This window comes from uncultured Clostridium sp. (assembly GCF_910588715.1).
In the GTDB taxonomy this organism is placed as follows: Bacteria; Bacillota; Clostridia; order Clostridiales; family Clostridiaceae; genus Clostridium.
Genome location: NZ_CAJURG010000010.1, coordinates 14,769 through 38,134, shown reverse-complemented (window position 1 = coordinate 38,134; position 23,366 = coordinate 14,769). Strand labels below are relative to the sequence as shown.

Sequence of the window (23,366 nt, the reverse complement as noted above, 5' to 3'; positions counted from 1 at the left end):
TTACAATTATACCATATTGTTACATTCATGGTTATTAAAAACATATCTTTTATATTAACTTTTTTATTTTACCATATTCTTCAAATTTTCAATTTTACCTTTTATCTCATTTATATATTCCTCAAAGGTTAATCCCCTATTCATTATTTCCATTGCAGCTTCTTCATTACCAATATATCTAAAATGCCAAGGTTCATAATTATATCCTGTAATATCTTCTTTACCTTTTAAATATCTTAGTATAAAACCATATTTATAACAATTTTCATTAAGCCATTTAAATGCCCTTGTATTTTCAAAACCTTCATCTAATACAGAGTATTCATCACTTAAAATATCTATAGCTAATCCCGTTTGGTGTTCTGAAGCACCAGCCTCTGCTGTATATGAGCGTGTTTGAGCCTCTCCCTCTCTCATCATTCTAGTATCATATAATCTTCTTTGCATATCATAACTTCTATAACCTGATACACCAATTAAAGAAATTCCATCTTCCATTGCCGCATTAAACATTCTGTTTAACGCTTCTGATGCTGTACTCTCTAAATTATCATCTTCTGCATAATTTAAAAACCTTGAACTAATTTCTATTAAATTATCTGGAACATAATTTTCAGATAATCTATTTTCCCTATTAATTAAAATAAAGTATTGATTATTTAACATACCTTCCAGCCTCTGTATTTCTATATAATTACTTTCTTGAGTTTTATTTTCTAAGTTTTCATGCTCCGTATTAGAAAGTAAAACCTCTCTACTTTCTATAGCAACATTTTCTTTATCCTTTTTTATAATTTCTTTTCTACTATTTATCAAACCACCTGAAACAGCAACTACTATAGATAATTCAATTGCTAACATAGCACCAGAATTTTTAAAAATATTATTCATAACATTCTCCTTAACATCTTAAGAGCTGTATCATATTGAAAGTTTTTAATTCATTATAAATAAATCCATCTTTATTCATACTGAATTTTTATTAATACAGTTTACAAAAAAACTATATTGATACAGTTCCGATAATAATATTCAAAATTTATTATAATACTTTATGAATTTTTTTCCAATATTCTATTGATTTTTACTTTTACGTGTTAATTATTACTCATATAATTATAATAACATTTATTATAAACCTATAATAAAAAAAACGCTACACCCCTGAAAAACAGGCATGTAGCATTTTTTTATTATTCAAATTCAATAGTTGCTGGTGGTTTTCCTGTACAATCGTACATTACTCTATTAACTCCATTAACTTCATTTACTATTCTAGTTGTTACTTTTCCAAGAACTTCCCATGGAAGATCAGCACTTTCTGCTGTCATAAAATCACTTGTAGTTACTGCTCTTAAAGCAATTGCATAGTCATAAGTTCTTTCATCTCCCATAACTCCAACTGATCTCATATTAGTTAAAGCTGCAAAATATTGACCTATAGATTTATCTAATCCAGCTTTTGCAATTTCTTCTCTATAAATTGCATCTGCATCTTGAACTATTCTTACCTTTTCAGCAGTTACTTCGCCAATTATTCTAATACCAAGTCCTGGTCCTGGGAATGGTTGTCTGTATACTAATTTTTCTGGTATTCCAAGTTCTAAGCCTGCTTTTCTAACTTCATCTTTAAATAATAATCTTAATGGCTCAATTATTTCCTTAAAATCAACATAATCAGGAAGTCCCCCAACATTATGATGAGATTTAATAACAGCAGAATCACCTAATCCACTTTCAATTATATCTGGATAAATTGTACCTTGAACTAAGAAATCTACAGCTCCAATTTTCTTAGCCTCTTCTTCAAATACTCTTATAAATTCTTCACCTATTATTTTTCTCTTAGTTTCTGGATCCTCTACTCCTGCTAATTTTTCATAGAATCTTTCTTGAGCATTTACTCTTATAAAGTTTAAGTCATATTGTCCTTCTGGACCAAAAATAGCTTCTACTTCATCACCTTCATCTTTTCTAAGTAACCCGTGGTCAACAAATACACAAGTTAATTGCTTTCCAATTGCCTTAGATAAAAGTACAGCTGCAACAGATGAATCAACTCCACCTGATAATGCACATAAAGCTTTACCATTTCCAACCTTTTCTCTTATTTCTTCAATTGTCTTTTCAACAAATGAATCCATCTTCCAGTCCCCTGAACAATTACAAATGTTATAAACGAAATTTGATAACATCTTAGTTCCTTCTACACTATGCATAACTTCTGGATGGAATTGAACTGCATAAAGCTTCTTGTCTTCACATTCCATAGCCGCTACTGGACAAACTGGTGTGTTACCTATTATTTTAAATCCTTCTGGGGATTTTTCTATGTAATCAGTGTGGCTCATCCAACAAATTGTTGTTTCATGAACATCTTTAAATAATTTTGATTCATTATCAACCTTTACTACAGTTTTACCATATTCACTTACTGGAGCAGTAGAAACCTTTCCTCCAAGAACATGAGCCATAAGTTGTGAACCATAACAAATACCAAGTACAGGTATTCCTAATTCAAATACTTCTTTATCACATAAAGGAGAATTTTCACCATAAACACTGTTTGGTCCACCTGTAAAGATAATTCCCTTTGGATTCATTTCTTTTATTTTTTCAACACTTAAATTATAAGGATGAACCTCACAATATACATTGCATTCTCTAACTCTTCTTGCAATTAATTGATTATATTGACCACCAAAGTCAAGCACTAATACTAATTCTCTATTCATTAGAATCCTCCCTATGTTTTTTCTTTAATTATCTCTCATATTTATATTTTTTTCAACAAAATAGAATTATCTTTATATGTAAACTCCCAACCTAAAGATAAGGAGTTTTTTTATGTAATTGATAATAGCTAAGATTTAATTAATAATAATCTTAACTATTATCTTTTATAATATTCTTTAATTAAAACTATTACTCCCTAACGCTATAGTTTGGAGCTTCTTTAGTAATGTTTATATCATGTGGATGACTTTCTCTTATTCCTGATGCAGTTTGAACAACAAATCCTGCATTTTCAAATAAGTCTTCTAAAGTTTTAGCACCAAGGTATCCCATACCTGATCTTATTCCACCAATTAATTGATATAAGGTATCTGCAACTACACCCTTATAAGCAACTCTTCCTTCAACACCCTCTGGAACAAACTTCTTAGTTCCATTTTGGAAGTATCTATCAGATGAACCTTTTTCCATAGCCCCTAAAGAACCCATTCCTCTATAAACCTTATAACTTCTTCCTTGATATATTTCCATTTCTCCCGGTGCTTCTTCACATCCTGCAAGCATTGATCCCATCATACATGCACATGCTCCACCTGCTAATGCTTTTACTATATCACCAGAATACTTAAGTCCTCCATCAGCTATTACCGGCACTCCATATTTTCTACCTTCTTCTGCACAATCCATAACTGCAGTTAATTGAGGAACACCTACCCCTGCAACTATTCTTGTAGTACAAATAGAACCAGGTCCAATACCAACTTTAACACAATCAGCTCCTGCTTCTATTAAATCTCTTGTAGCTTCTGCTGTTGCAACATTACCAGCAATTATTTGAAGATTAGGATACTTAGCTTTTATCTTCTTAACTCCTTCAATAACTCCCTTTGAATGTCCATGTGCTGTGTCTAATGTAATAACGTCAACTTGTGCTTTAACTAAAGCATCTACCCTATCCATCATATCATTAGTTATACCAACTGATGCTCCACAAAGAAGTCTTCCTCTTGAATCCTTTGCCGCATTTGGATATGCTCTAACCTTTTCAATATCCTTTATTGTTATAAGACCTTTTAAGTTATTATTTCCATCAACTAAAGGTAACTTTTCTATTTTATGATTTTTTAATATTTCTAAGGCTTCGTCTAATGTAGTTCCTTCTGGAGCTGTTACCAAAGGACTTTTTGTCATTACATCAGAAACCATCTTATCGTAATTTGTTTCAAAAACTATGTCTCTATTAGTTATTATACCTACTAATTGAGTTCCTCTTGTTACTGGAACTCCTGATATTCTATATTGAGCCATTAATTCTAATGCTTCTCTTACAGTATGGTCTTCATTTAAGAATATTGGGTCTGTAATTACTCCATTTTCTTGTCTTTTAACTCTATCAACTTCTTTTGCTTGATCTTCTATTGGCATGTTTTTATGGATAATTCCAATTCCACCTTCTCTAGCCATAGCTATAGCCATCTTTGATTCAGTTACTGTATCCATACTTGCACTCATTAATGGTATGTTTAATGTTATTGTTCTTGTTAACTTAGTTTTTAAACTAACTTGGTGTGGTAAAACCTCTGATTTGTTTGGTACTAATAATACATCATCAAATGTGTATGCTGTTTTTAATATTCTTGCCATACTAATCGCTCCTATCATTATTATTTTTGTTTTATGTATATTAAACTGAACTATTATTTAGTTATATTATTAATAAATAAAAAAAATAAGCATATTAATTTTCACATCTATAAGTGAACATTAATATGCCTTTATCCTATAAAACATTCGTATTTAGGCAAGATATATCAAATTCACTCATAGATGAAAATTTAAGGTTTTCAGTAGAAACACCCTGCCATATTCAGGGTTTATATGAGTTATTTTATTATTCGTGTTTTTTTGCTTTTTATTATTATATTTTATGTTACACGAATTGTCAATATAATAAATATCATAATAAAATAATACTATTATATTATTTTAAAATAAAAATCTATTAAAATTTCTCCAAACAAAAAAGAACTTATCGCTCCAATTGCTAAGTAAGGCCCAAATGCAATTTCTGATTTTTTATCTTTAAGTTTAAAAACTAGAATTGCAATTGCTACAATTCCACCTAAAATTATTGATAAAAATAAAGTTACTATAATTCCTTTAAATCCTAAAAACAAACCACAAATTAAAGCTATATCAATATCTCCTTCGCCCATGCCACGAGTTAAAATTACTATAAGATAAATAACTCCAAATCCTATAAAAGCTCCAATCATATAATTTATTGGTATCGTTTTAGTTTCAATCCATTCTAAAATAGCAAAGCCAATTCCAGATATAACTCCGAATACAATAGTTGAATTATATACATACTTAGTTTTGAAATCAATAAAAGCTATCACTATTAATAATGAAGATAATAAACAAAATTTAAATAAATTCAAAGTAAATCCATATTTTATATAAACCATAACATATAAAAATGCATTTAAAATTTCAACTATTGGATATTGGATGGATATTTTTTCTTTGCAACTTCTGCATTTTCCACCCAAAAATATATAACTTAAAACAGGTATTAAATCCTTAGGTTTTAAATTATATCCACAGTTTGTACAATGTGAAGGTGGAAATGATATTGATTCTCCTCTAGCAATTCTATAAATGCAAACATTTAAAAAACTACCTATTAATAGACCCATTAATATTATTAAAGCTATATACATATAATTTCCCCACATATTCAAAGCATATATTAAAACACTTATTTTTTATTAATATAATTATTTTATCACTCTCGTAATGTTTTTTCTATAATAATTACGATTTTAGTAATATTTTACAAAAAATTAATATTTTTTGTATTTCTTTAATTTTTTATTTTAATTATCTACAAAAAATATAACATAATAGAATAAACTATTATGTTATATTTTAAAATTCTATAATATTATAAACATTGAAATATAATCAATCTCTAAAAAACTTTGTTTTTAATAGATTAGTACATTCCGTCCATTCCACCCATTCCTGGTGCTCCTGGCATTGGAGTTTCTTTTTGAGGAATATCAACAACAGCTGCTTCTGTTGTTAAGAATGTTGATGCTACAGATGCTGCATTTTGAAGTGCACTTCTTGTAACTTTAGTTGGATCAACTATTCCAACTTTAATCATATTTACATATTCATCATGTAAAGCATCATATCCGATTCCTGCTTCAGAATTTTTAATTCTTTCTATTATTACAGAACCTTCAACTCCTGAGTTAGTAGCTATTTGTCTCATTGGCTCTTCTAATGCTCTAACTATAATATTTATACCAACTTGTGTATCAGAAACATCTGATTTTAATTCTGCAACCTTATTAATTACATTAATATATGCAGTTCCACCACCTGGTACTATACCTTCTTCAACAGCAGCCTTAGTTGCAGCTAAAGCATCTTCGATTCTAAGTTTTCTTTCTTTAAGTTCTGTTTCTGTAGCAGCACCAACTTTTATTACTGCAACTCCACCTGAAAGCTTAGCTAATCTTTCTTGTAATTTTTCTTTATCAAATTCAGAAGTTGTTTCTTCTATTTGACTCTTTATTTGATTAATTCTTTCTTTGATAGAATTACTATCTCCCTTACCATTTACAATAGTAGTATTATCCTTAGTTATTTTAACACTTTCTGCTTGACCTAACATGTCTAAAGTAGTTTCTTTTAAGTCTCTTCCTAACTCTTCAGAAATTACTTGACCACCTGTTAAGATAGCAATATCTTGAAGCATTTCTTTTCTTCTATCACCAAATCCAGGAGCTTTAACAGCAACACAATTAAATGTTCCTCTTAATTTATTAACTACTAATGTAGCCATTGCTTCCCCTTCAATGTCTTCTGCAATTATTAATAACTTCTTACCTGTTTGAACTATTTGTTCTAATACTGGTAATATCTCTTGTATGTTTGTAATTTTCTTATCTGTTATTAATATAAGTGGATTATCTAATAATGCTTCCATTTTTTCTGTATCTGTTACCATGTAAGCAGAAACATATCCTCTGTCAAATTGCATACCTTCAACAACATCTAATTCAGTTCCCATTGACTTAGATTCTTCAACAGTAATAACACCTTCGTTACCTACTTTTTCCATGGCATCTGAAATAAGCTTACCTATTTCATCATCAGCTGCTGAAATAGCTGCAACTCTAGCTATATCTTCTTTACCACTAACTGGCTTAGATATTTCTAATATTTCTTTAACTGCTGTTTCTACAGCTAATTTTATACCGTTTCTAAGTAACATTGGATTTGCCCCAGCTGTTACATTTTTTAATCCTTCTCTTATAATAGCTTGAGCTAAAAGAGTAGCAGTAGTAGTACCATCTCCTGCAACGTCATTAGTTTTTGTTGCAACTTCCTTTACTAATTGTGCTCCCATATTTTCGTATGGATCTTCTAATTCTATTTCTCTTGCAATTGAAACACCATCATTAGTTATAAGTGGTGAACCAAATTTTTTATCTAAAACTACATTTCTTCCCTTAGGCCCTAAAGTTACCTTAACTGTATCTGCTAATTTATCAACACCAACTTGCATTGCTCTTCTAGCTTCTTCACCAAATTGAATCATTTTTGCCATAATATTTTACCTCCCAACTATTCTACTATTGCTAATATATCGTCTTGTTTTAAAATTATATATTCTTTACCATTAACTTTTACATCTGTTCCTGCATATTTAGAATATAACACCTTATCTCCAACTTTTACATCAACAGGAACTCTCTTTCCTTCTACTATTGCTCCTGGCCCTATAGCAACAACCTTTGCTTCTTGTGGTTGTTCCTTTGCTGTTCCTGTTAAAAGTATTCCACTTTTTGTAGTTGTTTCAGCTTCTAATTTTTGTATTACTACTCTATCACCTAATGGTTTTATATTCATAAATAAACCCTCCTATATTTTCTTTATTAGCACTCACTCAATCAGAGTGCTAATATCTTTATATTTATAATATAATTTTACTTGTAATCTTTCAACAATTACTTTCTATATTATTACCCTACTAAGGGCAAATATTACTAATTATTTTGATTTAATTTAATATTGCTTTAATTTTCATTAAATTTCTAAAAATTTTAAATGACAATAAAATTTTATCTTTCTAAATTAACATCCTTAAACTTTTCAAGAGTTTCATTTTTAAGAACTGCTTTAATAGTTGTTCCATTATTTATTTTAGCAAATGCTACCTTTGCTCTAAGTGGTGGTACTATTGTACCTGCACCATTAATGCATCCACCTTCACACATCATACCTTCAATAAAGTTTCCTGGTAATTTACCCATCTTAGCAAGCATCATTGTCTTTTTGCAATCTAATCCTGATGCTTGAACTGGTTTAAATTCAACTTCTACTCCTGAATCTTGAACGTAATTTTTAATAGCAGCTGTTAATCCACCTGCTACACCAAATCCTCTTCCAAAAACAGATGCATCATTAACGTTTTCTTCTTCACATTCGAATGGATTAACTTCAAAAGCTTCAAATAATGCAAGCAACTCTTCAAAAGTTAACACATAATCAACAGCATCAGCTATTCCGATTCTAACTGCTTCTCCCTTTTTAGCAGTACAAGGCCCTATAAATACAACCTTTGCCTCTGGATCGTTTTTCTTTATAAATCTAGCAGTAGCAATCATTGGAGATACTGTTCCTGAAATTCTTTCCTTTTCTGTTGGATTAACCTTTTCAATGAAATTTAAAAATCCTGGGCAACAAGAATTTGTCATGTACTTATCTCCTTTTTTCATTCTTTCTACAAATTCATTTGCCTCATTAACTGTAACAGCATCAGCTCCTAATGCCGCTTCTATCATATCTTCAAATCCAAGTGCCTTTATAGCATTTCTAACCTTTCCATAGTTCATAGTAGGTCCAAATTGCCCTGTAATTGCAGGGGCAACTACTGCATACATCTTTCTTTTCCTTCCAAGCCTTTTAGCAACTGGAACTATCAAGCTTTTATCTGAGATAGCTCCAAAAGGACATGACCTCATACAGGAACCACAATTAACACATATTTGTTCTTTAATCATAGCTCTTCTATCGTTTGGATTTATATCCAAAGCTCCAGTTGGACACGCTCTTTTACATGGTCTCATAACTTCAGATATTGCATCATAAGGACATGCTTTTTTACATCCACCACATTCTTTGCATAACTCTTGATTTATATACGCTCTTCCATTAACAATTGTTATAGCACCAAAATTACATGCTTCTTTACATCTATGTGCAATACAATTTCTACAAGAATCTGTTACATTAAACTTATTTATAGGACATCTATCACATGCAGCTTCTATTACATAAATAATTTGTTCATCTGGCCTAATATCTATTAATGATTCTTCTGCATTATCTCCATTAGCTAAGTATCCAGCGGCAAGTTTTGCCCTTTCTAAAACTATAGCCCTCTCTTTGTAAACGCAACATCTGTATTGTGCTACATCTCCCTTAATAACTTCATATGGAACCTTCTCAATACTTTCTAAGGTAATATTATCTTCTTTAGCAAGTCTTGCAACTTCTGTTAATACCTCATGCTTTAATTTTTTAAGCTGAGTTTCAAACTTAAACATATCACCACTCCCTTATAATATGTGCAATCTTAATTATACAATATTTTCCTATTTATAATCTACCTTTTCATAATTTTCTGATAATTATATTTATCCAATTTATTTTACATTATATTACAAATTAAATTACTATAAAATAAGCCATATTATATTTGAAGTTTTTAATTCAATATAATATGGCTTATTTGATTAACATACTATGTTAAGTTCTATTTCGATACAGGATTTTTTATATTATTTTTAGTAAATTTTATTTTCGTTTTTTATTATAAAATCAACTACAGCATCTTTAATACTTTCTATTAACTCAAAATCAACTATATTCATGTTATCTTCTTCAGTATGAACAATTCCATGAATTCCATCTTGCCCAATTACTAATGATGCATCATGCCCTTTTCTAAATGACATATGATCACTACTGCCTATAATTTTACCTTCTTTATTTCTAGCATATGGAACCATCTCATAATCAACTTTATCTTCATCTAGTATTTTTATAAAGTCATTATACAATTCTTCACATGAAGGATCTATGTCTTTAACTGCCAGCCCCTCATCTCCCTTTATACCAACACAATCAATATTTATATTATACCAATCTTCATAATTATCTTTAAAATCTGCAACAAACTTTGAGCTTCCTATTAATCCTAATTCTTCTGCATTAAAAGATGCAAAAATTATATCATGTTCTGGTTTATTATCTTTATAATGTTTAACTAAATCCTTAGCTGATTCAAGTAATACAGATACACCTGATGCATTATCAATAGCACCTTCAATTTTTTTAACTTTTATTTTTGGTGATTGATTTTCAGTTGATGTATCTTCTATCTTTTCTCTTACAGTAACATGGTCTAAATGAGCTGATATTACAACTGCCTTACTAGAATCTTTTCCCTTTATTACTCCAATAACATTATTTACAGTGTTATTATTTTCTTCATTAGGATTAAATATTGCTCTCATTTCTTTATTTAAATAAACTTCATGATAAAAACTACCATTATTAAATGGCTCTAATCCTATTGCTTCAAAATAATCTTTTATAAATTCTGCTGATTTAGTATTTTCATCAGTTCCAACAACTCTTGATAAATATTCATCTGATGTAAGTTCCCTCATTATACCTTCTATATTTAAATTTTCAGGATTTACTTTCTCTTCAATTATAGATTTACTAGATACATTTTTATCTATTATTTCATTACAACCTGTAAATAATAAATTTAAAACTAATACACTTGATATAATAGATATTAATTTATTTCTTAACTTCATAATAACCTCCCCTAAACTTTAAATCTCTATTCCTTTTCACCTTATATTTCCCATAATCAGTTAAATATATTCTAAAAATAAAAAATACACAACAATAAGTTATCTTAGACTATTGTTGTGTATTTATTTTATAAACTAATAAAATTGTTTTTGTAAACTTGGCTATTCTACTTTAATATTATTTTCTCTTGCATAATAAAATAAATATTGTTGTGCAAGTCCTGCAAGTTCTCCAAACTTTTCTCTACCGAAAACTCTTATTTTATTTAATGATACATCTGGTGCTAAATAAAAATGAATCATAGCTCTTTTTATCCAAACATCAACTGGAAAGGCTGAATGTTTACCCATTGAAAATAACATTATACAATCTGCAACCTTAGCTCCTACCCCCATAAAGTTTTGAAGTGCTTTATGACATTCATCAACAGGTAATGATTTTATATAATCTAAATCAAATTGTTTAAGTTCCTCGTCTAAAGTACCATTACTTTTAGCCTCAATAACAGCATTAACCTTTGATATTGTATCTACTATATATTTACTTCTAAAAGATGCACCGGTTTCCTTTATTTCTTCTAAGCTTACATCTTTTAATTGATTAGGAGTTGGAAAAGCATAATATGTATTTCCCTTATACTCAATTTTATCTCCCCATCTTTCCGATATTTTTTTAATAGTCTTCATTATTGAAGGTATACTATTTCTTGCAGATATTATAAAACTTATTAAAATTTCAAATGGGTCTTGGTTTAATATTCTTATTCCATAACCAAACTCAACACTTTTCTTTAAAAGTTCATCTTTTGATAATTCTATCTTTACTTCTTCATAATTAACATTTAAATCAAAATAGTCTTTCCATATTTCATTAAAATCATTAATATTAGTATTAAGTATAGTTACCGTAGAACCTTCTTGAATTATTTCTATAACTCTTCTGTATGCAACAACTATATAATTTGTATCAGTAATTCTTTCCCATCTAAAACATTGACCACATTCTAATATTTGTTTTATGTTAAAATCTTTAACATTTTCTAATACTATTGAATTTTCTTTTTCTATTATATTTGTATAATTCATTTTTTCACCCTTCTATATAAATTTCTTTCTTATATTACTTCTTATAATTTACAACTCTATTATTTCAAAACAATTGCTTTTATATTCTATTAATTGGGTATATGTTTTTATATTCTTCGATTATTTCTTCTAAGACTTCAGCTGATGCTCTCATAATTTTAGAACATCTTGTTTCACTTTCGTAATAATTACCTTTTAAAGTAATACAATCTAAAGCATTCATCTTATTGTTAAATTTTATCAAAAAGTTTGAAGTCATTTCCCTTACATGTGGACTTTTATGACCTCTTTCATTGGTAAACATTATTCCTAAAGCAGCTACTGCCCCTGTTGCGGCACCACAAACACTTCCTATTGTCATACCACCACCAAATGCTGACATTGTCATTAGTGTTTCTTTAGGAATATTTAAATCATATACTTCATTTACAGCTTTAACAATACATTCTGCACAATTTAAATCGTATTTTTTATCATAATATTTCATTATAGTTTCTACTAGCATTTAATAATTTTCTCCCTTTAGTAAAATTTTTATTCTCATTATAACACAAAATAATAAGAGGTAACTACTTACATAATAGTTACCTCTTATTTTTAATTAAGCTTTATAGTTATAGAATCCTCTTCCAGACTTTCTACCTAACCATCCTGCTCTAACATATTTTCTTAAAGTGCTACTAGCTCTATATTTATTATCACCTGTTTCATTATATAAAACATCCATTATAGCTAAACAAACATCTAATCCAATTAAGTCCCCAAGTGCTAAAGGTCCCATTGGGTGGTTTGCACCAAATTTCATAGCTGTATCTATATCTTCAACTGATGCAATTCCTTCTTGAAGTATAAAGGAAGCTTCATTTATCATTGGAATAAGTATTCTATTAACTACAAATCCCGGTGCTTCTTTAACTTCTACTGGTTCTTTACCAATTTCTAAAGATAAATTTTTAACAGCATCAAAAGTTTCTTGTGAAGTTGCCATACCTCTTATAATTTCAACAAGCTTCATTACTGGAGCTGGGTTAAAAAAGTGCATTCCTATAACTTTATCTGGTCTGCTTGTTGCTGAAGCAACTTCTGTTATAGATAAAGAAGATGTATTTGAAGCTAAAATAGTTTCTTTTTTGCAAATTCCATCTAACTCTGCAAATATTTCTTTTTTAATCTTCATATTTTCAATTGCTGCTTCAACAACTAAGTCGCAATCAGCAGCTAAGTTCATATCAGTTGTTCCTGAAATTCTAGATAATATTTCTTCCTTAGTTTCTTCTGTCATTTTTCCCTTAGAAACTAATTTAGATAAGTTTTTATTTATTCCAGAAAGTCCTCTTTGAACAAATTCATCTTTAATATCTCTAACTATTACTTCATATCCCTTTTGAGCAAAAACCTGAACTATTCCAGACCCCATAGTTCCTGCACCTAAAACAAAAATCTTTTCCATGAATAACCTCTCCTTTTTACCACTAAATTCTACAAACTAATTTTTCTTCAGACTCACTATCCTCTTTTAGTTTATTTATCATTTCTGGTATAACTTTATTTAAATCTCCAACTATTGCATAATCTGCAACTTTCATAATTGGAGCTGTTTCATCTTTATTAATAGCTATTATCATATCTGATTCTTGCATACCTGCAACGTGTTGAATTGCTCCTGAGATACCACAAGCAATATAAATTGTTGGTCTTACAGTTTTACCTGTTTGTCCAACTTGATAATCTCTTTCTATCCAACCCTTATCTACAGCACCTCTTGATGCTCCAACAACTCCGCCTAAAGCAGTTGCTAGTTCTTGAAGTAATGCAAAATTTTCTTTACTTCCAACACCTCTACCACCTGAAACTATAACTTTAGCTTCTCCAATATCAACAATATCTTTATTAGCCTTAACTACTTCTAAAACAGTAGTTCTAATATCTGAAGGTTTTAAATTAACATTAACTTTTTCTATATTATAATTTTCTTTCTTTTCTGTTAACTTTGAAAATACTCCCGGTCTTACAGTTGCCATTTGTGGTCTGTGGTTTGGACAAGCAATTGTTGCCATTAAGTTGCCTCCAAAAGCAGGTCTTGTTGCAAGTAAATCACCATTAGTAACATCAACTTCTAATGATGTACAATCAGCAGTTAATCCTGTTGAAAGTCTAGCAGCAACTCTTGGTCCTAAATCTCTACCTATAAAAGTAGCACCAATAAATAGTATACCCGGTTTTCTTTCATTTGCTAAATCACAAAGAACCTTTGTATATCCATCTGTTGTATAATTTTCTAAATACTCATTTTCAGCTACTAATATATTATCAGCACCATTTTCACCTAAAATTTCAGCTAGGCAAGATACATTATTCCCTAATAATACAGCAGTAAGACTAACACCTAATTCATCTGCTAATCTTCTACCTTCTCCTAATATTTCTAAAGAAACCTTTTGCAATTCACCATTTCTTTGTTCAGCAAATACCCAAACTCCATTATATTCTGATATATTCATCTTAAAAATCCTCCCTAATTATATTAGATGTAGTGCTTTTCTTTTAATTTTCCTAATACATATAATGCAGCTTCTTTAGCTGGCTCTTTTACCATTTCTCCTGCACCTTTAGTTTCTTTAGTCATTGATTTTTTTACCTTAGTTGGAGAACCTTTCAACCCTAACTCATCTGATTCTAAATCTATATCAGCTGAAGTCATAACTTTAACTTCCTTTTCTACAGTGTCAAATATATATTGAACATTCATATATCTAGGATGATTTAATTCTTCAATTGCAGTTAAAAGCACAGGAGTTTGAACCTTAATTAATTCATATCCATCTTCTAATGCTCTATTAACTATTAATCCATTTTCAGTAACCTCTACTCCTTGTACATAAGTTACTTGTGGTATGTTTAAATGTTCAGCTATTTCAGGACCAACCTGTGCAGTATCACCATCTATAGCTTGTCTTCCACCAAATATTATATCGTAATCTAAATTTTTAATTGCTGCTGCAATTGTTTTTGAAGTTGCTAAGGTATCAGCACCACCAAATGCTCTATCAGTTAAAAGAATTGCTTCATCAGCTCCCATACATAAAGCTTCTCTTAAAGCATTTTTTGCTTGAGGAGGTCCCATACTAATTACAGTCACATGTGCTCCATAATTATCTTTTAATTGTAACGCTGCTTCTAAGGCATGTTTATCCTCTGGATTTATTATCGAAGGAACACCATCTCTTATAAGAGTTCCTGTTTTTGGATCAATTTTTACAACAGTTGTATCTGGTACTTGCTTTAAACAAACTACTATCTTCATTATTAAATCCTCCTATTATCTTAATGCTGCGCCTGCAATAACCATTTTTTGAACTTCTGAAGTTCCTTCATAAATTTCAGTTATCTTAGCATCTCTCATCATTCTTTCAACTGGATACTCCTTAGTATATCCGTAACCACCATGAATTTGTACAGCTTTAGTTGTTACATCCATAGCAACTTCTGCTGCAAATAATTTTGCTTTAGCAGCATTTACTGAATACGGAAGCTTATTTTGTTTAAGCCATGCAGCCTTATATACTAAAAGTTTTGCCGCTTCAATTTTTGTTTCCATTTCTGCAATCATCCATTGTAATCCTTGGAATGCTGATAAAGGCTTACCAAATTGCTTTCTTTCTTTCATATACTTAACAGCTTCTTCATAAGCCCCTTCTGCAATTCCTAATGCTTGAGCTGCAATACCAATTCTTCCTCCATCAAGAGTCTTCATCGCTATTCCAAATCCTTTACCTTCTTTTCCAATTAGGTTTTCCTTTGGAACTATACAATTTTCAAATATAAGCTCAGTTGTAGAAGATGCTCTAATTCCTAACTTTTCTTCTCTTTTACCAATTGAAAATCCTTTAAATCCTTTTTCAACTATAAAAGCAGATATTCCTCTAGTTCCCTTTGACTTATCAGTCATAGCAAATACTACAAAAGTGTCTGCAACACCACCATTTGTAATAAATATTTTAGAACCATTTAAAATATAATTATCTCCATCTAATATAGCTGTAGTTTGTTGTCCTGCCGCATCTGTACCTGCACCTGGTTCAGTTAAACCAAAGGCACCAATCTTTTCTCCTTTTGCAAGTGGAACTAAATATTTTTCTTTTTGCTCTGGAGTTCCATTTTCATATATTAATGAAGCACAAAGTGATGTATGACAAGAAACTATAACTCCTGTTGTTGCACAAGCTTTTGATAGTTCTTCAACTGCTATAATGTAAGATAATACATCTCCACCAGCTCCACCTAATTCTTTCGGAAATGGTATACCCATCATTTTAAGTTCAGCCATTTTTTTCACATTTTCCATTGGAAATCTTTCTGTTTCATCGATTTCAGCAGCAATAGGCTTTACTTCATTAACTGCAAATTCTCTTACCATTTGCCTTACTAACTCTTGCTCTCTAGTTAATCCAAAATTCATTGCTTTTTTACCTCCCAAAAATCCCCTCATTTATTTATAATAAATTTTAATTATTTATTTTTAAAATCTTTCGCTCTTCTTTCTAAAAATGCAGTCATTCCTTCAACTTGGTCTTCTGAATCGAAGCATTTTCCAAAATCCTCTGCTTCAATTTCAATAGCCTTATCTATATCTACTTGCATTCCTCTATTAATTGAATCTTTACAAAGCTTTACTGCTATTGGTGCATTTTTGCAAATAGTAAATGCCATTTTTTTAGCTTCTTCCATTAAATTTTCTAATGGTACAACTTTATTAACCAATCCAATTTTTAAAGCTTCTTCGGCATTAATCATTGAACAAGTATAAATTAACTCCTTAGCTTTGCCTAACCCAACTATTCTAGGTAATCTTTGAGTTCCCCCAAATCCTGGCGTTATTCCAAGACCTGCTTCTGGCTGTGCAAATCTTGCCTTTTCTGATGCTATTCTTATGTCACATGCCATAGCAAGTTCACAACCTCCACCTAAAGCAAAACCTGAAATAGCAGCTATAACAGGCTTATCCAAGCTTTCTAATTTTCTAAATATTTTATTTCCTAAAAGACCAAATTCCTTTCCAGCATTAGAATCCAAATCCTTCATTTCTGCTATATCAGCCCCAGCAACAAAAGATTTCTCCCCAGCCCCTGTAAGTATTACACAATAAACATTATTATCATTTTCAATATTTGTAATAGCTAAATCTAATTCTCTTAATGTTTCTGAATTTAAGGCATTTAATGCCTTCGGTCTGTTTATTGTTATAATTGCTAAATTACCCTCTTTTTGAAAAGTCACATTTTTTAACTCTTCTTCTAAAATAACATTTTTAATCTCCATAAAATCTCCCCCTTTTATATCATTCACTACAATAAATATATATAATTTATTGTGAGATAATTAACAAAGCTTATAAAAAAGATTATAAAATCTCTTTTTCTTTGGTTAGAAGATTCTGAATAATCATAACTCATTTATAATTATAATATCTTAATTTATCATTTGCAACCAATATTTTCCATTTATAAGACGAGCAAATTTCTTTATTTATTTAAATATTTTTATATAAAAAATAGTTGTTGCTTACGCAACAACTATTTTAATTATCCTTCATTAAATATACTAAAGTTAATAAACTTTCAGATAAATGAACATTTTCTACCTTAACATCATCAGGAACAGCTAAGTCAACCGGTGCAAAATTCCAAATTCCCTTTACTCCACCTTTAACTAATACATCACTTACCTTTTGAGCATTTATTCTCGGAACACATATAATACCAATATTTATATTATTCTCTTGTAAAAATCCTTCTAAATCATCTATATCTTTAATTTCAATATCTCTTATTTTCATTCCAATAAGTTTTGGATTAGCATCAAAAATACATTCAATAGATAGTCCTAATTCAGAAAATCTATTGTAGTTTGCAATTGCCTGACCTAAGTTACCTGCACCAATTATTACACCTGTATAATCTTTATCTAACCCTAAAATCAAGCTTATTTGTTTATATAATTCTTTTACATTATATCCATATCCTTGCTGTCCAAAGTCACCAAAATTATTTAAATCCTGCCTTATTTGAGACGCTGTAAAACCAATTTTTTCACCTAATTCCTTAGATGAAATTCTATCTACATCATTTCTCATGAGCTCTTTTAAATATCTATGATATTTAGGTAATCTTTTAATTACAGCCATAGAAACACTCTTTTTTTTCTCCATTGTATATAAATCTCCTTAATATACTTCAATAATATTCCTACTACAAATCAAACTTTGATAATATAATAACATACTTTTTATGTTATTACTATATTTTAATACATAAGTATTTCCTATTTAATATATAGGAATTTTCTATTTTTATAATTTTCCAGTTTATTTTTTGCTATTTTATTTAATTTTATTTAATTTTCTTATATGAAAACTTTTTAAATTATTTTAACTCTTCATTAATTATTTTAAAAAGAGAGACTTATGTATAACTTAGCAGATCAGTTATACATAAGTCTCTCTTATAGAAGCAAAGTCAAATATTATGGAGTATTTGACTTTTTATACAGCATCGAAATGATGTTGTATGCTATTCCCTTACGCCTAAAATGTTCTCGACTTTGTTTATTATAATAAACAAAATATAATTTGTCAATATTTATCGAATTATTCTCATTGAATTTAAAACAGCTATTAGAGTTACTCCAACATCAGCAAATACTGCAACCCACATGTTTGTTAAACCTAATACAACTAATAACATAACTAATACTTTAATACCTAATGAAAATATTATATTTTGCCACAAAATTTTATTTGTTTTTCTAGATATTTTTATAGCTTCGGATAGTTCTTTAATGTTATCTTTCATCAAAACAACATCAGCCGCTTCTATTGCAGCATCTGACCCTATTCCTCCCATAGCAACTCCAATATCAGCTCTAGCCAATGATGGTGCATCATTTATTCCATCACCAACAAATAATACTTTTCCCTTTTTGCTTTTTGAGTTTAATATATTTTCTACTTTACTTACTTTATCTGCTGGTAGAAGCTCTGAATATACTTCATCTATTCCAATAGCTCCTGCCACTTTATTAGCAACATTTTTAATATCTCCTGTAAGCATTATGGTTTTCTTTATTCCAACTTTTTTTAGTTCCTTTAATTCTTCTTTTACATTTTCTTTTATTTCATCTGAAATAACTATATTTCCTTTGTATTCATCATTAATAGCAACATGTACTATTGTTCCAATAGAATCTACCTCTTCATAATTTATATTTTTACTTTTCATTAATTTACTGTTTCCAAGTAAAACATTGTTTTCTTTTATAGTTACTTCTATCCCATGTCCTGAAATCTCTTTGTAATTCTTTATATATTCTTTATTAATATCTTTTCCATAAGCTTTTAATATTGATATTGCTATTGGATGATTTGAATATAATTCTCCCATTGCTGTTACTTCTAGTAATTCCTCTTTAGTAATATTTTTAGGATTTATATCAGTAACCTTAAAAACTCCCTTTGTTAAAGTTCCTGTTTTGTCAAATATTACAATTTCACTATTTTTTAATGCTTCTAAATAATTTCCACCCTTAACTAAAATTCCTTTTTTAGATGCTGCTCCTATTCCGGAGAAAAATCCTAGTGGAATTGAAACAACTAATGCGCAAGGACAAGATACAACTAATATTGAAAGTGCTTTGTAAATCCAACTTGAAAAAGTTGCATCTTTAATTAAAATAGGTGGAATTACAGCAACTAAAAGTGCAATTATAACTACTATTGGAGTATAAATTTTTGCAAATTTACTTATAAACTTTTCTGTTGGAGCTTTTTTACTTGAAGCATTTTCTACTAGTTCTAAAATTCTAGCAACTGTAGATTCACCAAATTCCTTATCTACCTTTACTTTTAAAACTCCACTATTATTTATTGAACCTGAAAGAATTTCATTTCCAACTGTAACTTCACGTGGTACTGACTCTCCAGTTAATGCTGAAGTATCTATAAAGCTTGTTCCCTCTAAAATAATTCCATCTAAAGGAACTCTTTCTCCAGGTTTAATAACAATAATATCATTTATATTAACTTCTTCTGGTGATACTTTAATTTCAGTATCTTCCTTTAAAAGATTCGCATAATCTGCTCTTATATTCATAAGTGAAGATATTGACTTTCTTGATTTATTTACAGCATATCCTTGGAATACTTCTCCTATTTGATAAAATAACATAACTGCAACTGCCTCTGGATATTCTCCAATAAAAAATGCCCCTATAGTAGCAATACTCATTAAGAAATTTTCATCAAAAACTTGACCCCTAAAAATATTTTTTATTGCACTTAATAATACATTTCCTCCTATTATCAAATAACTTACTCCAAATAATATAACTGATAATAAGTTTTCACTATTTTTATAAAATAAAGCAACAATATAAATTACAGTTCCGATAATTAATAGTAAATTATCTTTAAAGTATTCAAAAAATTTATTTTTAGATTTCTTAGAGTGACTGTATTTTTTATCCTCATTTAAATTAATACAACAACTATCATTGCACTTTTGATTATTATATATATCCCTCTTATTATCTGCCTTTTCAATTACTTTAACGTGTGGTTCTAATTTTTTAACTATTAATTTAATTTCATTTATTATATTATTCTTTTCTCTTTCTTCAATAAGCTCTACTGTTAATACTGTTGTTGAAAAATTTAATGAAGCGTTTTTTATTCCATTTATTTTGTTAACCTTAGATTCTATTTTACTAGCACAATTAGCACAATTTAATCCACTTAAAACCAATTTAATTTCCATAGAATATTTCTCCTTATTAATATCATATTTATTCAGTGATATGCTTTAACCCTTCGTCAAATATATGCTTAATATGCTCATCATTTAATGAATAATAAATTATTTTGCCTGACCTTCTAAATTTAACTAACCTAGCAGCTTTTAATACCCTTAATTGATGAGAAATCGCAGATTGACTAACATTTAATAAAGCTGATAAATCACAAACACACATTTCTTCTTCAAATAATGCACAAATTATTTTTATTCTTGTGCTATCTCCAAAAACTTTAAATAACTCTGCTAAATCATATAAAACCTCATCTTTAGGTAACTGCATTTTTACCTTTTTAACTACTTCTGCATGTATAACATTAGAAGAACAGCTTTCAATATTATTATCAATGTTATTTTTCATAGTATATTCCTCCAATTTCAAATAGTGTGGATGCTAAAGCAAAAATTTTTTTAAAGAAAACACATGAATAACTGTTCATATGTTTATATATTTATTATATGCTTATATAATAAATATAGTCAATATTATTTTTCCATTTTATTCTTTTTATGTAACAAAATTTTATAAATTTATCTAAATATTATATATCTTATTTAAGTTTTTGTATTTTTATGGTATAATTTAAATATAAACCTACCAGGCAAAAATAGGTTTAAAACAGGAGTAGTCTGCTAATGCTCCTGTTTTTTTATTTATCTAAATAAATTATCATAACATTAAGTAAACGTTTAAAGGAATTATTAAAAGTTTATAGAAATATACATGTATAGATAAAATTATATTTTTAATTAAATAAGTGAGGGATTAATATGGAGGGTATTTATAAACATAACGAAGATTGCTTTGATGTATATATAAATGATAAAGATATAGCTGATAAAGATGAGTTTTTAGGTAAAGTTTTAAAATATTTAATTAATAATGGTTATTCTATTTCACTAAAGGGATTTGATAAATATAATCGTCCATTAGTTGAAATTAACGGTGTACTTCATACAGCTGATAAAAACTTAGCTTGTTGTCTAGTTGAAAGATTTATTAATGTTAAAAATAAAACTCACTTAACCGAGGACTTAGAAAGATATAATAAAATTTATAGCTTTATAAATTAATGTAAAGCTTATAATAATATAATTTAAATGGGTTAAATCATATTGAATTAGAAAATTTAATATGATTTAACCCATTTTTATTATGCAAAATTTTATTAAATAAATTCTATAATTCCTTTTTCTAGTCTTTTAATTCTAGCTAAAGAATAAACATCATATCCCTTTTCATCCAAAACAGCTCGTCCCGGTTGGAATGATTTTTCTATTACTATTCCTATCCCTGCAACTTTAGCTCCTGCTTCTTCAATTAATCTTATAGCACCTAAAGCAGCTTCCCCATTAGCTAAAAAATCATCTATAACTAATATATTATCTTCCGGAGAAATATATTTTTTTGATAATGTTAATTCATAATCAGAACCTTTAGTAAATGAATGTACTGTTGTTTGATATACATCTCCATTTAAGATTTTAGAGCTTTGCTTTTTTAAAGTAACCATTGGTAATTCCATTTGCATTGCAGTCATTACTGTAGGTGCTATTCCAGAACTCTCAATAGTAAATATTTTAGTTACTCCATGGTTTTTATAATATTCCTTAAAACAAGTTCCCATATCATACATTAACTTTGCATCTACTCCATGATTTAAAAAAGAATCAACTTTCAATACAGTTTCACTTAAGGCTTGACCTTCTTTTAATATACGTTCCTTTAATATATCCATTATGTACTTTCTCCTTCGCAAACATTTTTATAAAAAAATAAACACCTCATATAAATCGAGGTGTTGATATCATTTTATATAAAAAAATATAATTTCAACTCCTCGTAGTCTACTGATTTACGGTCAGTAGGTAGAAACTTTCGGTCCAATTACCGATTTTATACGAGATTTTTAAAAATTAACTTATTGATATTTTACTATTAAACTTAAATTTATTTCAAAATCTTATATATAATATACAACAATAACTTTACATATTCAAGATATAGTTGTAGATGAATTTTACTATAATTTTATTAATCGCATTATCCATTATACTAAGTTTATATAACCATATATTTTACTACAAAAATCCATAAATTTAATTCAAATTTAGAAAACGTAAAATTCAAATATTAGTTTAAACTTTTCTGTTTTATTGAATAAACTCTATAACCTTACCCCAAAATATGTTAATGTTATATTGTTATATTTTTTAAAATTCAACAAAAATTAATAAATTTTGCAATGGAGGAGTATATTATGCATAAAGAAATAAGATTATTTTTAGGATTAATTAGCGGAATAGTTTTAATGTTAATAAATAATGAGCTAACTTATCAAACAATGGCTATTATATTAAGTCCTTTTAGTAATAATAATATTATTTTATGGTTAAATACTGTATGTTCTAATCTTTTAATTATATTATCTTTTCTAGGAACTATTATCACAGTTACTTTTTGTTTCTTAATACTATTTCATGCATTAAGAAACAAATAAACTCTATAAGTAGGGTTAAGATTTTTGCATCATCTTCAAGTCCAACAACTTTAGAAGATTCTTCAGCTTATGCAACAGTTCCAGGAAACAAATTTCCAGCTACTCAAGTTGATTATTCAGGAAGTGGAGTAATTACTGGACAAGTATCTAAATCTTCTGGAGCAGATTTTTCCTTAGATGTTTTTAAAAAAGCTGGATTTACAATTATTAATGAAACTAATAGTACATTTTATTATAGAAAATATGTTCCTTTAACTGGAGTATATAAATTGTATAGATAA

22 protein-coding genes and 2 riboswitches are annotated in these 23,366 nt (G+C 28.7%); of the genes, 3 read left to right on the top strand and 19 right to left on the bottom strand.

What is annotated here, in order from left to right:
• Positions 1–63 precede the first annotated feature (63 nt).
• The 18 genes from QZ321_RS11000 to QZ321_RS10915 all read right to left on the bottom strand — a co-directional run bounded on the left by QZ321_RS11000 (position 64) and on the right by QZ321_RS10915 (position 20,945).
• Positions 64–891 (bottom strand): M15 family metallopeptidase, encoded by an 828-nt coding sequence (locus QZ321_RS11000; RefSeq protein WP_291748520.1) that lies wholly within the window; start codon positions 889–891, stop codon positions 64–66.
• 302 nt (positions 892–1,193) lie between these two features.
• On the bottom strand, positions 1,194–2,735 hold the full coding sequence (guaA, locus tag QZ321_RS10995; RefSeq protein WP_291748517.1) for a glutamine-hydrolyzing GMP synthase: 1,542 nt from the start codon (positions 2,733–2,735) through the stop codon (positions 1,194–1,196).
• 190 nt (positions 2,736–2,925) lie between these two features.
• Complete coding sequence (gene guaB, locus QZ321_RS10990; RefSeq protein ID WP_291740967.1) at positions 2,926–4,380, bottom strand: IMP dehydrogenase; 1,455 nt, start codon at positions 4,378–4,380, stop codon at positions 2,926–2,928.
• 160 nt (positions 4,381–4,540) lie between these two features.
• Positions 4,541–4,638, bottom strand: a riboswitch (purine riboswitch).
• 74 nt (positions 4,639–4,712) lie between these two features.
• The gene (locus QZ321_RS10985) at positions 4,713–5,462 is read right to left on the bottom strand and encodes an A24 family peptidase (RefSeq protein ID WP_291740969.1); all 750 of its coding nucleotides are present in this window, start codon (positions 5,460–5,462) and stop codon (positions 4,713–4,715) included.
• Positions 5,463–5,737: 275 nt separating this feature from the next.
• Entirely contained in the window at positions 5,738–7,366 is a 1,629-nt protein-coding gene (gene groL, locus QZ321_RS10980) for a chaperonin GroEL (protein WP_291740971.1), read from the bottom strand.
• A gap of 17 nt (positions 7,367–7,383) precedes the next feature.
• A complete protein-coding gene (groES, locus tag QZ321_RS10975) occupies positions 7,384–7,668 on the bottom strand; it encodes a co-chaperone GroES (RefSeq protein ID WP_291740973.1) in 285 nt (94 codons plus the stop codon).
• A gap of 212 nt (positions 7,669–7,880) precedes the next feature.
• A complete protein-coding gene (locus tag QZ321_RS10970) occupies positions 7,881–9,368 on the bottom strand; it encodes a 4Fe-4S dicluster domain-containing protein (protein ID WP_291740975.1) in 1,488 nt (495 codons plus the stop codon).
• A gap of 240 nt (positions 9,369–9,608) precedes the next feature.
• A complete protein-coding gene (locus QZ321_RS10965) occupies positions 9,609–10,652 on the bottom strand; it encodes a M28 family peptidase (RefSeq protein ID WP_291748514.1) in 1,044 nt (347 codons plus the stop codon).
• 162 nt (positions 10,653–10,814) lie between these two features.
• A complete protein-coding gene (locus tag QZ321_RS10960; RefSeq protein ID WP_291740979.1) occupies positions 10,815–11,738 on the bottom strand; it encodes a DNA glycosylase in 924 nt (307 codons plus the stop codon).
• A gap of 79 nt (positions 11,739–11,817) precedes the next feature.
• A complete protein-coding gene (locus tag QZ321_RS10955) occupies positions 11,818–12,243 on the bottom strand; it encodes a C-GCAxxG-C-C family (seleno)protein (RefSeq protein ID WP_291740981.1) in 426 nt (141 codons plus the stop codon).
• A 96-nt stretch (positions 12,244–12,339) separates the two neighbouring features.
• Positions 12,340–13,188, bottom strand: coding sequence for a 3-hydroxybutyryl-CoA dehydrogenase (locus QZ321_RS10950; RefSeq protein ID WP_291748511.1), 849 nt, complete (start codon positions 13,186–13,188; stop codon positions 12,340–12,342).
• Positions 13,189–13,210: 22 nt separating this feature from the next.
• Positions 13,211–14,239, bottom strand: a complete 1,029-nt coding sequence (locus QZ321_RS10945; protein WP_291748508.1) for an electron transfer flavoprotein subunit alpha/FixB family protein — start codon at positions 14,237–14,239, stop codon at positions 13,211–13,213.
• A gap of 23 nt (positions 14,240–14,262) precedes the next feature.
• Positions 14,263–15,042 carry an electron transfer flavoprotein subunit beta/FixA family protein gene (locus QZ321_RS10940; protein WP_291748505.1) on the bottom strand — a complete coding sequence of 260 codons (780 nt, stop codon included), beginning with the start codon at positions 15,040–15,042 and terminating at the stop codon, positions 14,263–14,265.
• Between the two features lie 15 nt (positions 15,043–15,057).
• Positions 15,058–16,197 (bottom strand): acyl-CoA dehydrogenase, encoded by a 1,140-nt coding sequence (locus tag QZ321_RS10935; RefSeq protein ID WP_291740989.1) that lies wholly within the window; start codon positions 16,195–16,197, stop codon positions 15,058–15,060.
• A gap of 50 nt (positions 16,198–16,247) precedes the next feature.
• Positions 16,248–17,057, bottom strand: a complete 810-nt coding sequence (locus QZ321_RS10930; protein ID WP_291740991.1) for a short-chain-enoyl-CoA hydratase — start codon at positions 17,055–17,057, stop codon at positions 16,248–16,250.
• A 259-nt stretch (positions 17,058–17,316) separates the two neighbouring features.
• Positions 17,317–17,946, bottom strand: coding sequence for a redox-sensing transcriptional repressor Rex (locus tag QZ321_RS10925; RefSeq protein WP_291740993.1), 630 nt, complete (start codon positions 17,944–17,946; stop codon positions 17,317–17,319).
• A gap of 430 nt (positions 17,947–18,376) precedes the next feature.
• Positions 18,377–20,548 (bottom strand): heavy metal translocating P-type ATPase, encoded by a 2,172-nt coding sequence (locus QZ321_RS10920; RefSeq protein ID WP_291748503.1) that lies wholly within the window; start codon positions 20,546–20,548, stop codon positions 18,377–18,379.
• 28 nt (positions 20,549–20,576) lie between these two features.
• Positions 20,577–20,945 (bottom strand): metalloregulator ArsR/SmtB family transcription factor, encoded by a 369-nt coding sequence (locus tag QZ321_RS10915; RefSeq protein WP_291741571.1) that lies wholly within the window; start codon positions 20,943–20,945, stop codon positions 20,577–20,579.
• Between the two features lie 410 nt (positions 20,946–21,355).
• Between QZ321_RS10915 and QZ321_RS10910 the strand changes: the two genes are divergently transcribed.
• Positions 21,356–21,658, top strand: a complete 303-nt coding sequence (locus QZ321_RS10910) for a hypothetical protein (RefSeq protein WP_291741574.1) — start codon at positions 21,356–21,358, stop codon at positions 21,656–21,658.
• A gap of 95 nt (positions 21,659–21,753) precedes the next feature.
• On the opposite strand, the gene QZ321_RS10905 is transcribed toward QZ321_RS10910, so the two are convergent.
• Entirely contained in the window at positions 21,754–22,323 is a 570-nt protein-coding gene (locus tag QZ321_RS10905) for a xanthine phosphoribosyltransferase (RefSeq protein WP_291741578.1), read from the bottom strand.
• An 85-nt stretch (positions 22,324–22,408) separates the two neighbouring features.
• Positions 22,409–22,509: riboswitch (purine riboswitch) on the bottom strand.
• Between the two features lie 336 nt (positions 22,510–22,845).
• On the opposite strand from QZ321_RS10905, the gene QZ321_RS10900 reads away from it, so the two are divergent.
• Together QZ321_RS10900 and QZ321_RS10895 are read left to right on the top strand one after the other, a co-directional pair.
• Positions 22,846–23,085 (top strand): hypothetical protein, encoded by a 240-nt coding sequence (locus QZ321_RS10900; RefSeq protein ID WP_291741580.1) that lies wholly within the window; start codon positions 22,846–22,848, stop codon positions 23,083–23,085.
• Positions 23,046–23,366 (top strand): hypothetical protein, encoded by a 321-nt coding sequence (locus QZ321_RS10895; RefSeq protein WP_291741584.1) that lies wholly within the window; start codon positions 23,046–23,048, stop codon positions 23,364–23,366. The genes QZ321_RS10900 and QZ321_RS10895 overlap by 40 nt, the downstream gene beginning before the upstream one ends.

Coding starts and splice junctions, on each gene's coding strand:
- QZ321_RS10910 (WP_291741574.1), top strand. CDS start 21,356: ATGGAGGGTATTTATAAACATAACGAAGATTGCTTTGATGTATATATA.
- QZ321_RS10905 (WP_291741578.1), bottom strand. CDS start 22,323: ATGGATATATTAAAGGAACGTATATTAAAAGAAGGTCAAGCCTTAAGT.
- QZ321_RS10935 (WP_291740989.1), bottom strand. CDS start 16,197: ATGAATTTTGGATTAACTAGAGAGCAAGAGTTAGTAAGGCAAATGGTA.
- guaB (WP_291740967.1), bottom strand. CDS start 4,380: ATGGCAAGAATATTAAAAACAGCATACACATTTGATGATGTATTATTA.
- guaA (WP_291748517.1), bottom strand. CDS start 2,735: ATGAATAGAGAATTAGTATTAGTGCTTGACTTTGGTGGTCAATATAAT.
- groL (WP_291740971.1), bottom strand. CDS start 7,366: ATGGCAAAAATGATTCAATTTGGTGAAGAAGCTAGAAGAGCAATGCAA.
- QZ321_RS10900 (WP_291741580.1), top strand. CDS start 22,846: ATGCATAAAGAAATAAGATTATTTTTAGGATTAATTAGCGGAATAGTT.
- QZ321_RS10925 (WP_291740993.1), bottom strand. CDS start 17,946: ATGGAGAAAAAAAAGAGTGTTTCTATGGCTGTAATTAAAAGATTACCT.
- QZ321_RS10945 (WP_291748508.1), bottom strand. CDS start 14,239: ATGAATATATCAGAATATAATGGAGTTTGGGTATTTGCTGAACAAAGA.
- QZ321_RS10940 (WP_291748505.1), bottom strand. CDS start 15,042: ATGAAGATAGTAGTTTGTTTAAAGCAAGTACCAGATACAACTGTTGTA.
- QZ321_RS10955 (WP_291740981.1), bottom strand. CDS start 12,243: ATGCTAGTAGAAACTATAATGAAATATTATGATAAAAAATACGATTTA.
- QZ321_RS10970 (WP_291740975.1), bottom strand. CDS start 9,368: ATGTTTAAGTTTGAAACTCAGCTTAAAAAATTAAAGCATGAGGTATTA.
- QZ321_RS10930 (WP_291740991.1), bottom strand. CDS start 17,057: ATGGAGATTAAAAATGTTATTTTAGAAGAAGAGTTAAAAAATGTGACT.
- QZ321_RS10915 (WP_291741571.1), bottom strand. CDS start 20,945: ATGAAAAATAACATTGATAATAATATTGAAAGCTGTTCTTCTAATGTT.
- groES (WP_291740973.1), bottom strand. CDS start 7,668: ATGAATATAAAACCATTAGGTGATAGAGTAGTAATACAAAAATTAGAA.
- QZ321_RS10960 (WP_291740979.1), bottom strand. CDS start 11,738: ATGAATTATACAAATATAATAGAAAAAGAAAATTCAATAGTATTAGAA.
- QZ321_RS10985 (WP_291740969.1), bottom strand. CDS start 5,462: ATGTATATAGCTTTAATAATATTAATGGGTCTATTAATAGGTAGTTTT.
- QZ321_RS10920 (WP_291748503.1), bottom strand. CDS start 20,548: ATGGAAATTAAATTGGTTTTAAGTGGATTAAATTGTGCTAATTGTGCT.
- QZ321_RS10950 (WP_291748511.1), bottom strand. CDS start 13,188: ATGGAAAAGATTTTTGTTTTAGGTGCAGGAACTATGGGGTCTGGAATA.
- QZ321_RS10965 (WP_291748514.1), bottom strand. CDS start 10,652: ATGAAGTTAAGAAATAAATTAATATCTATTATATCAAGTGTATTAGTT.
- QZ321_RS11000 (WP_291748520.1), bottom strand. CDS start 891: ATGAATAATATTTTTAAAAATTCTGGTGCTATGTTAGCAATTGAATTA.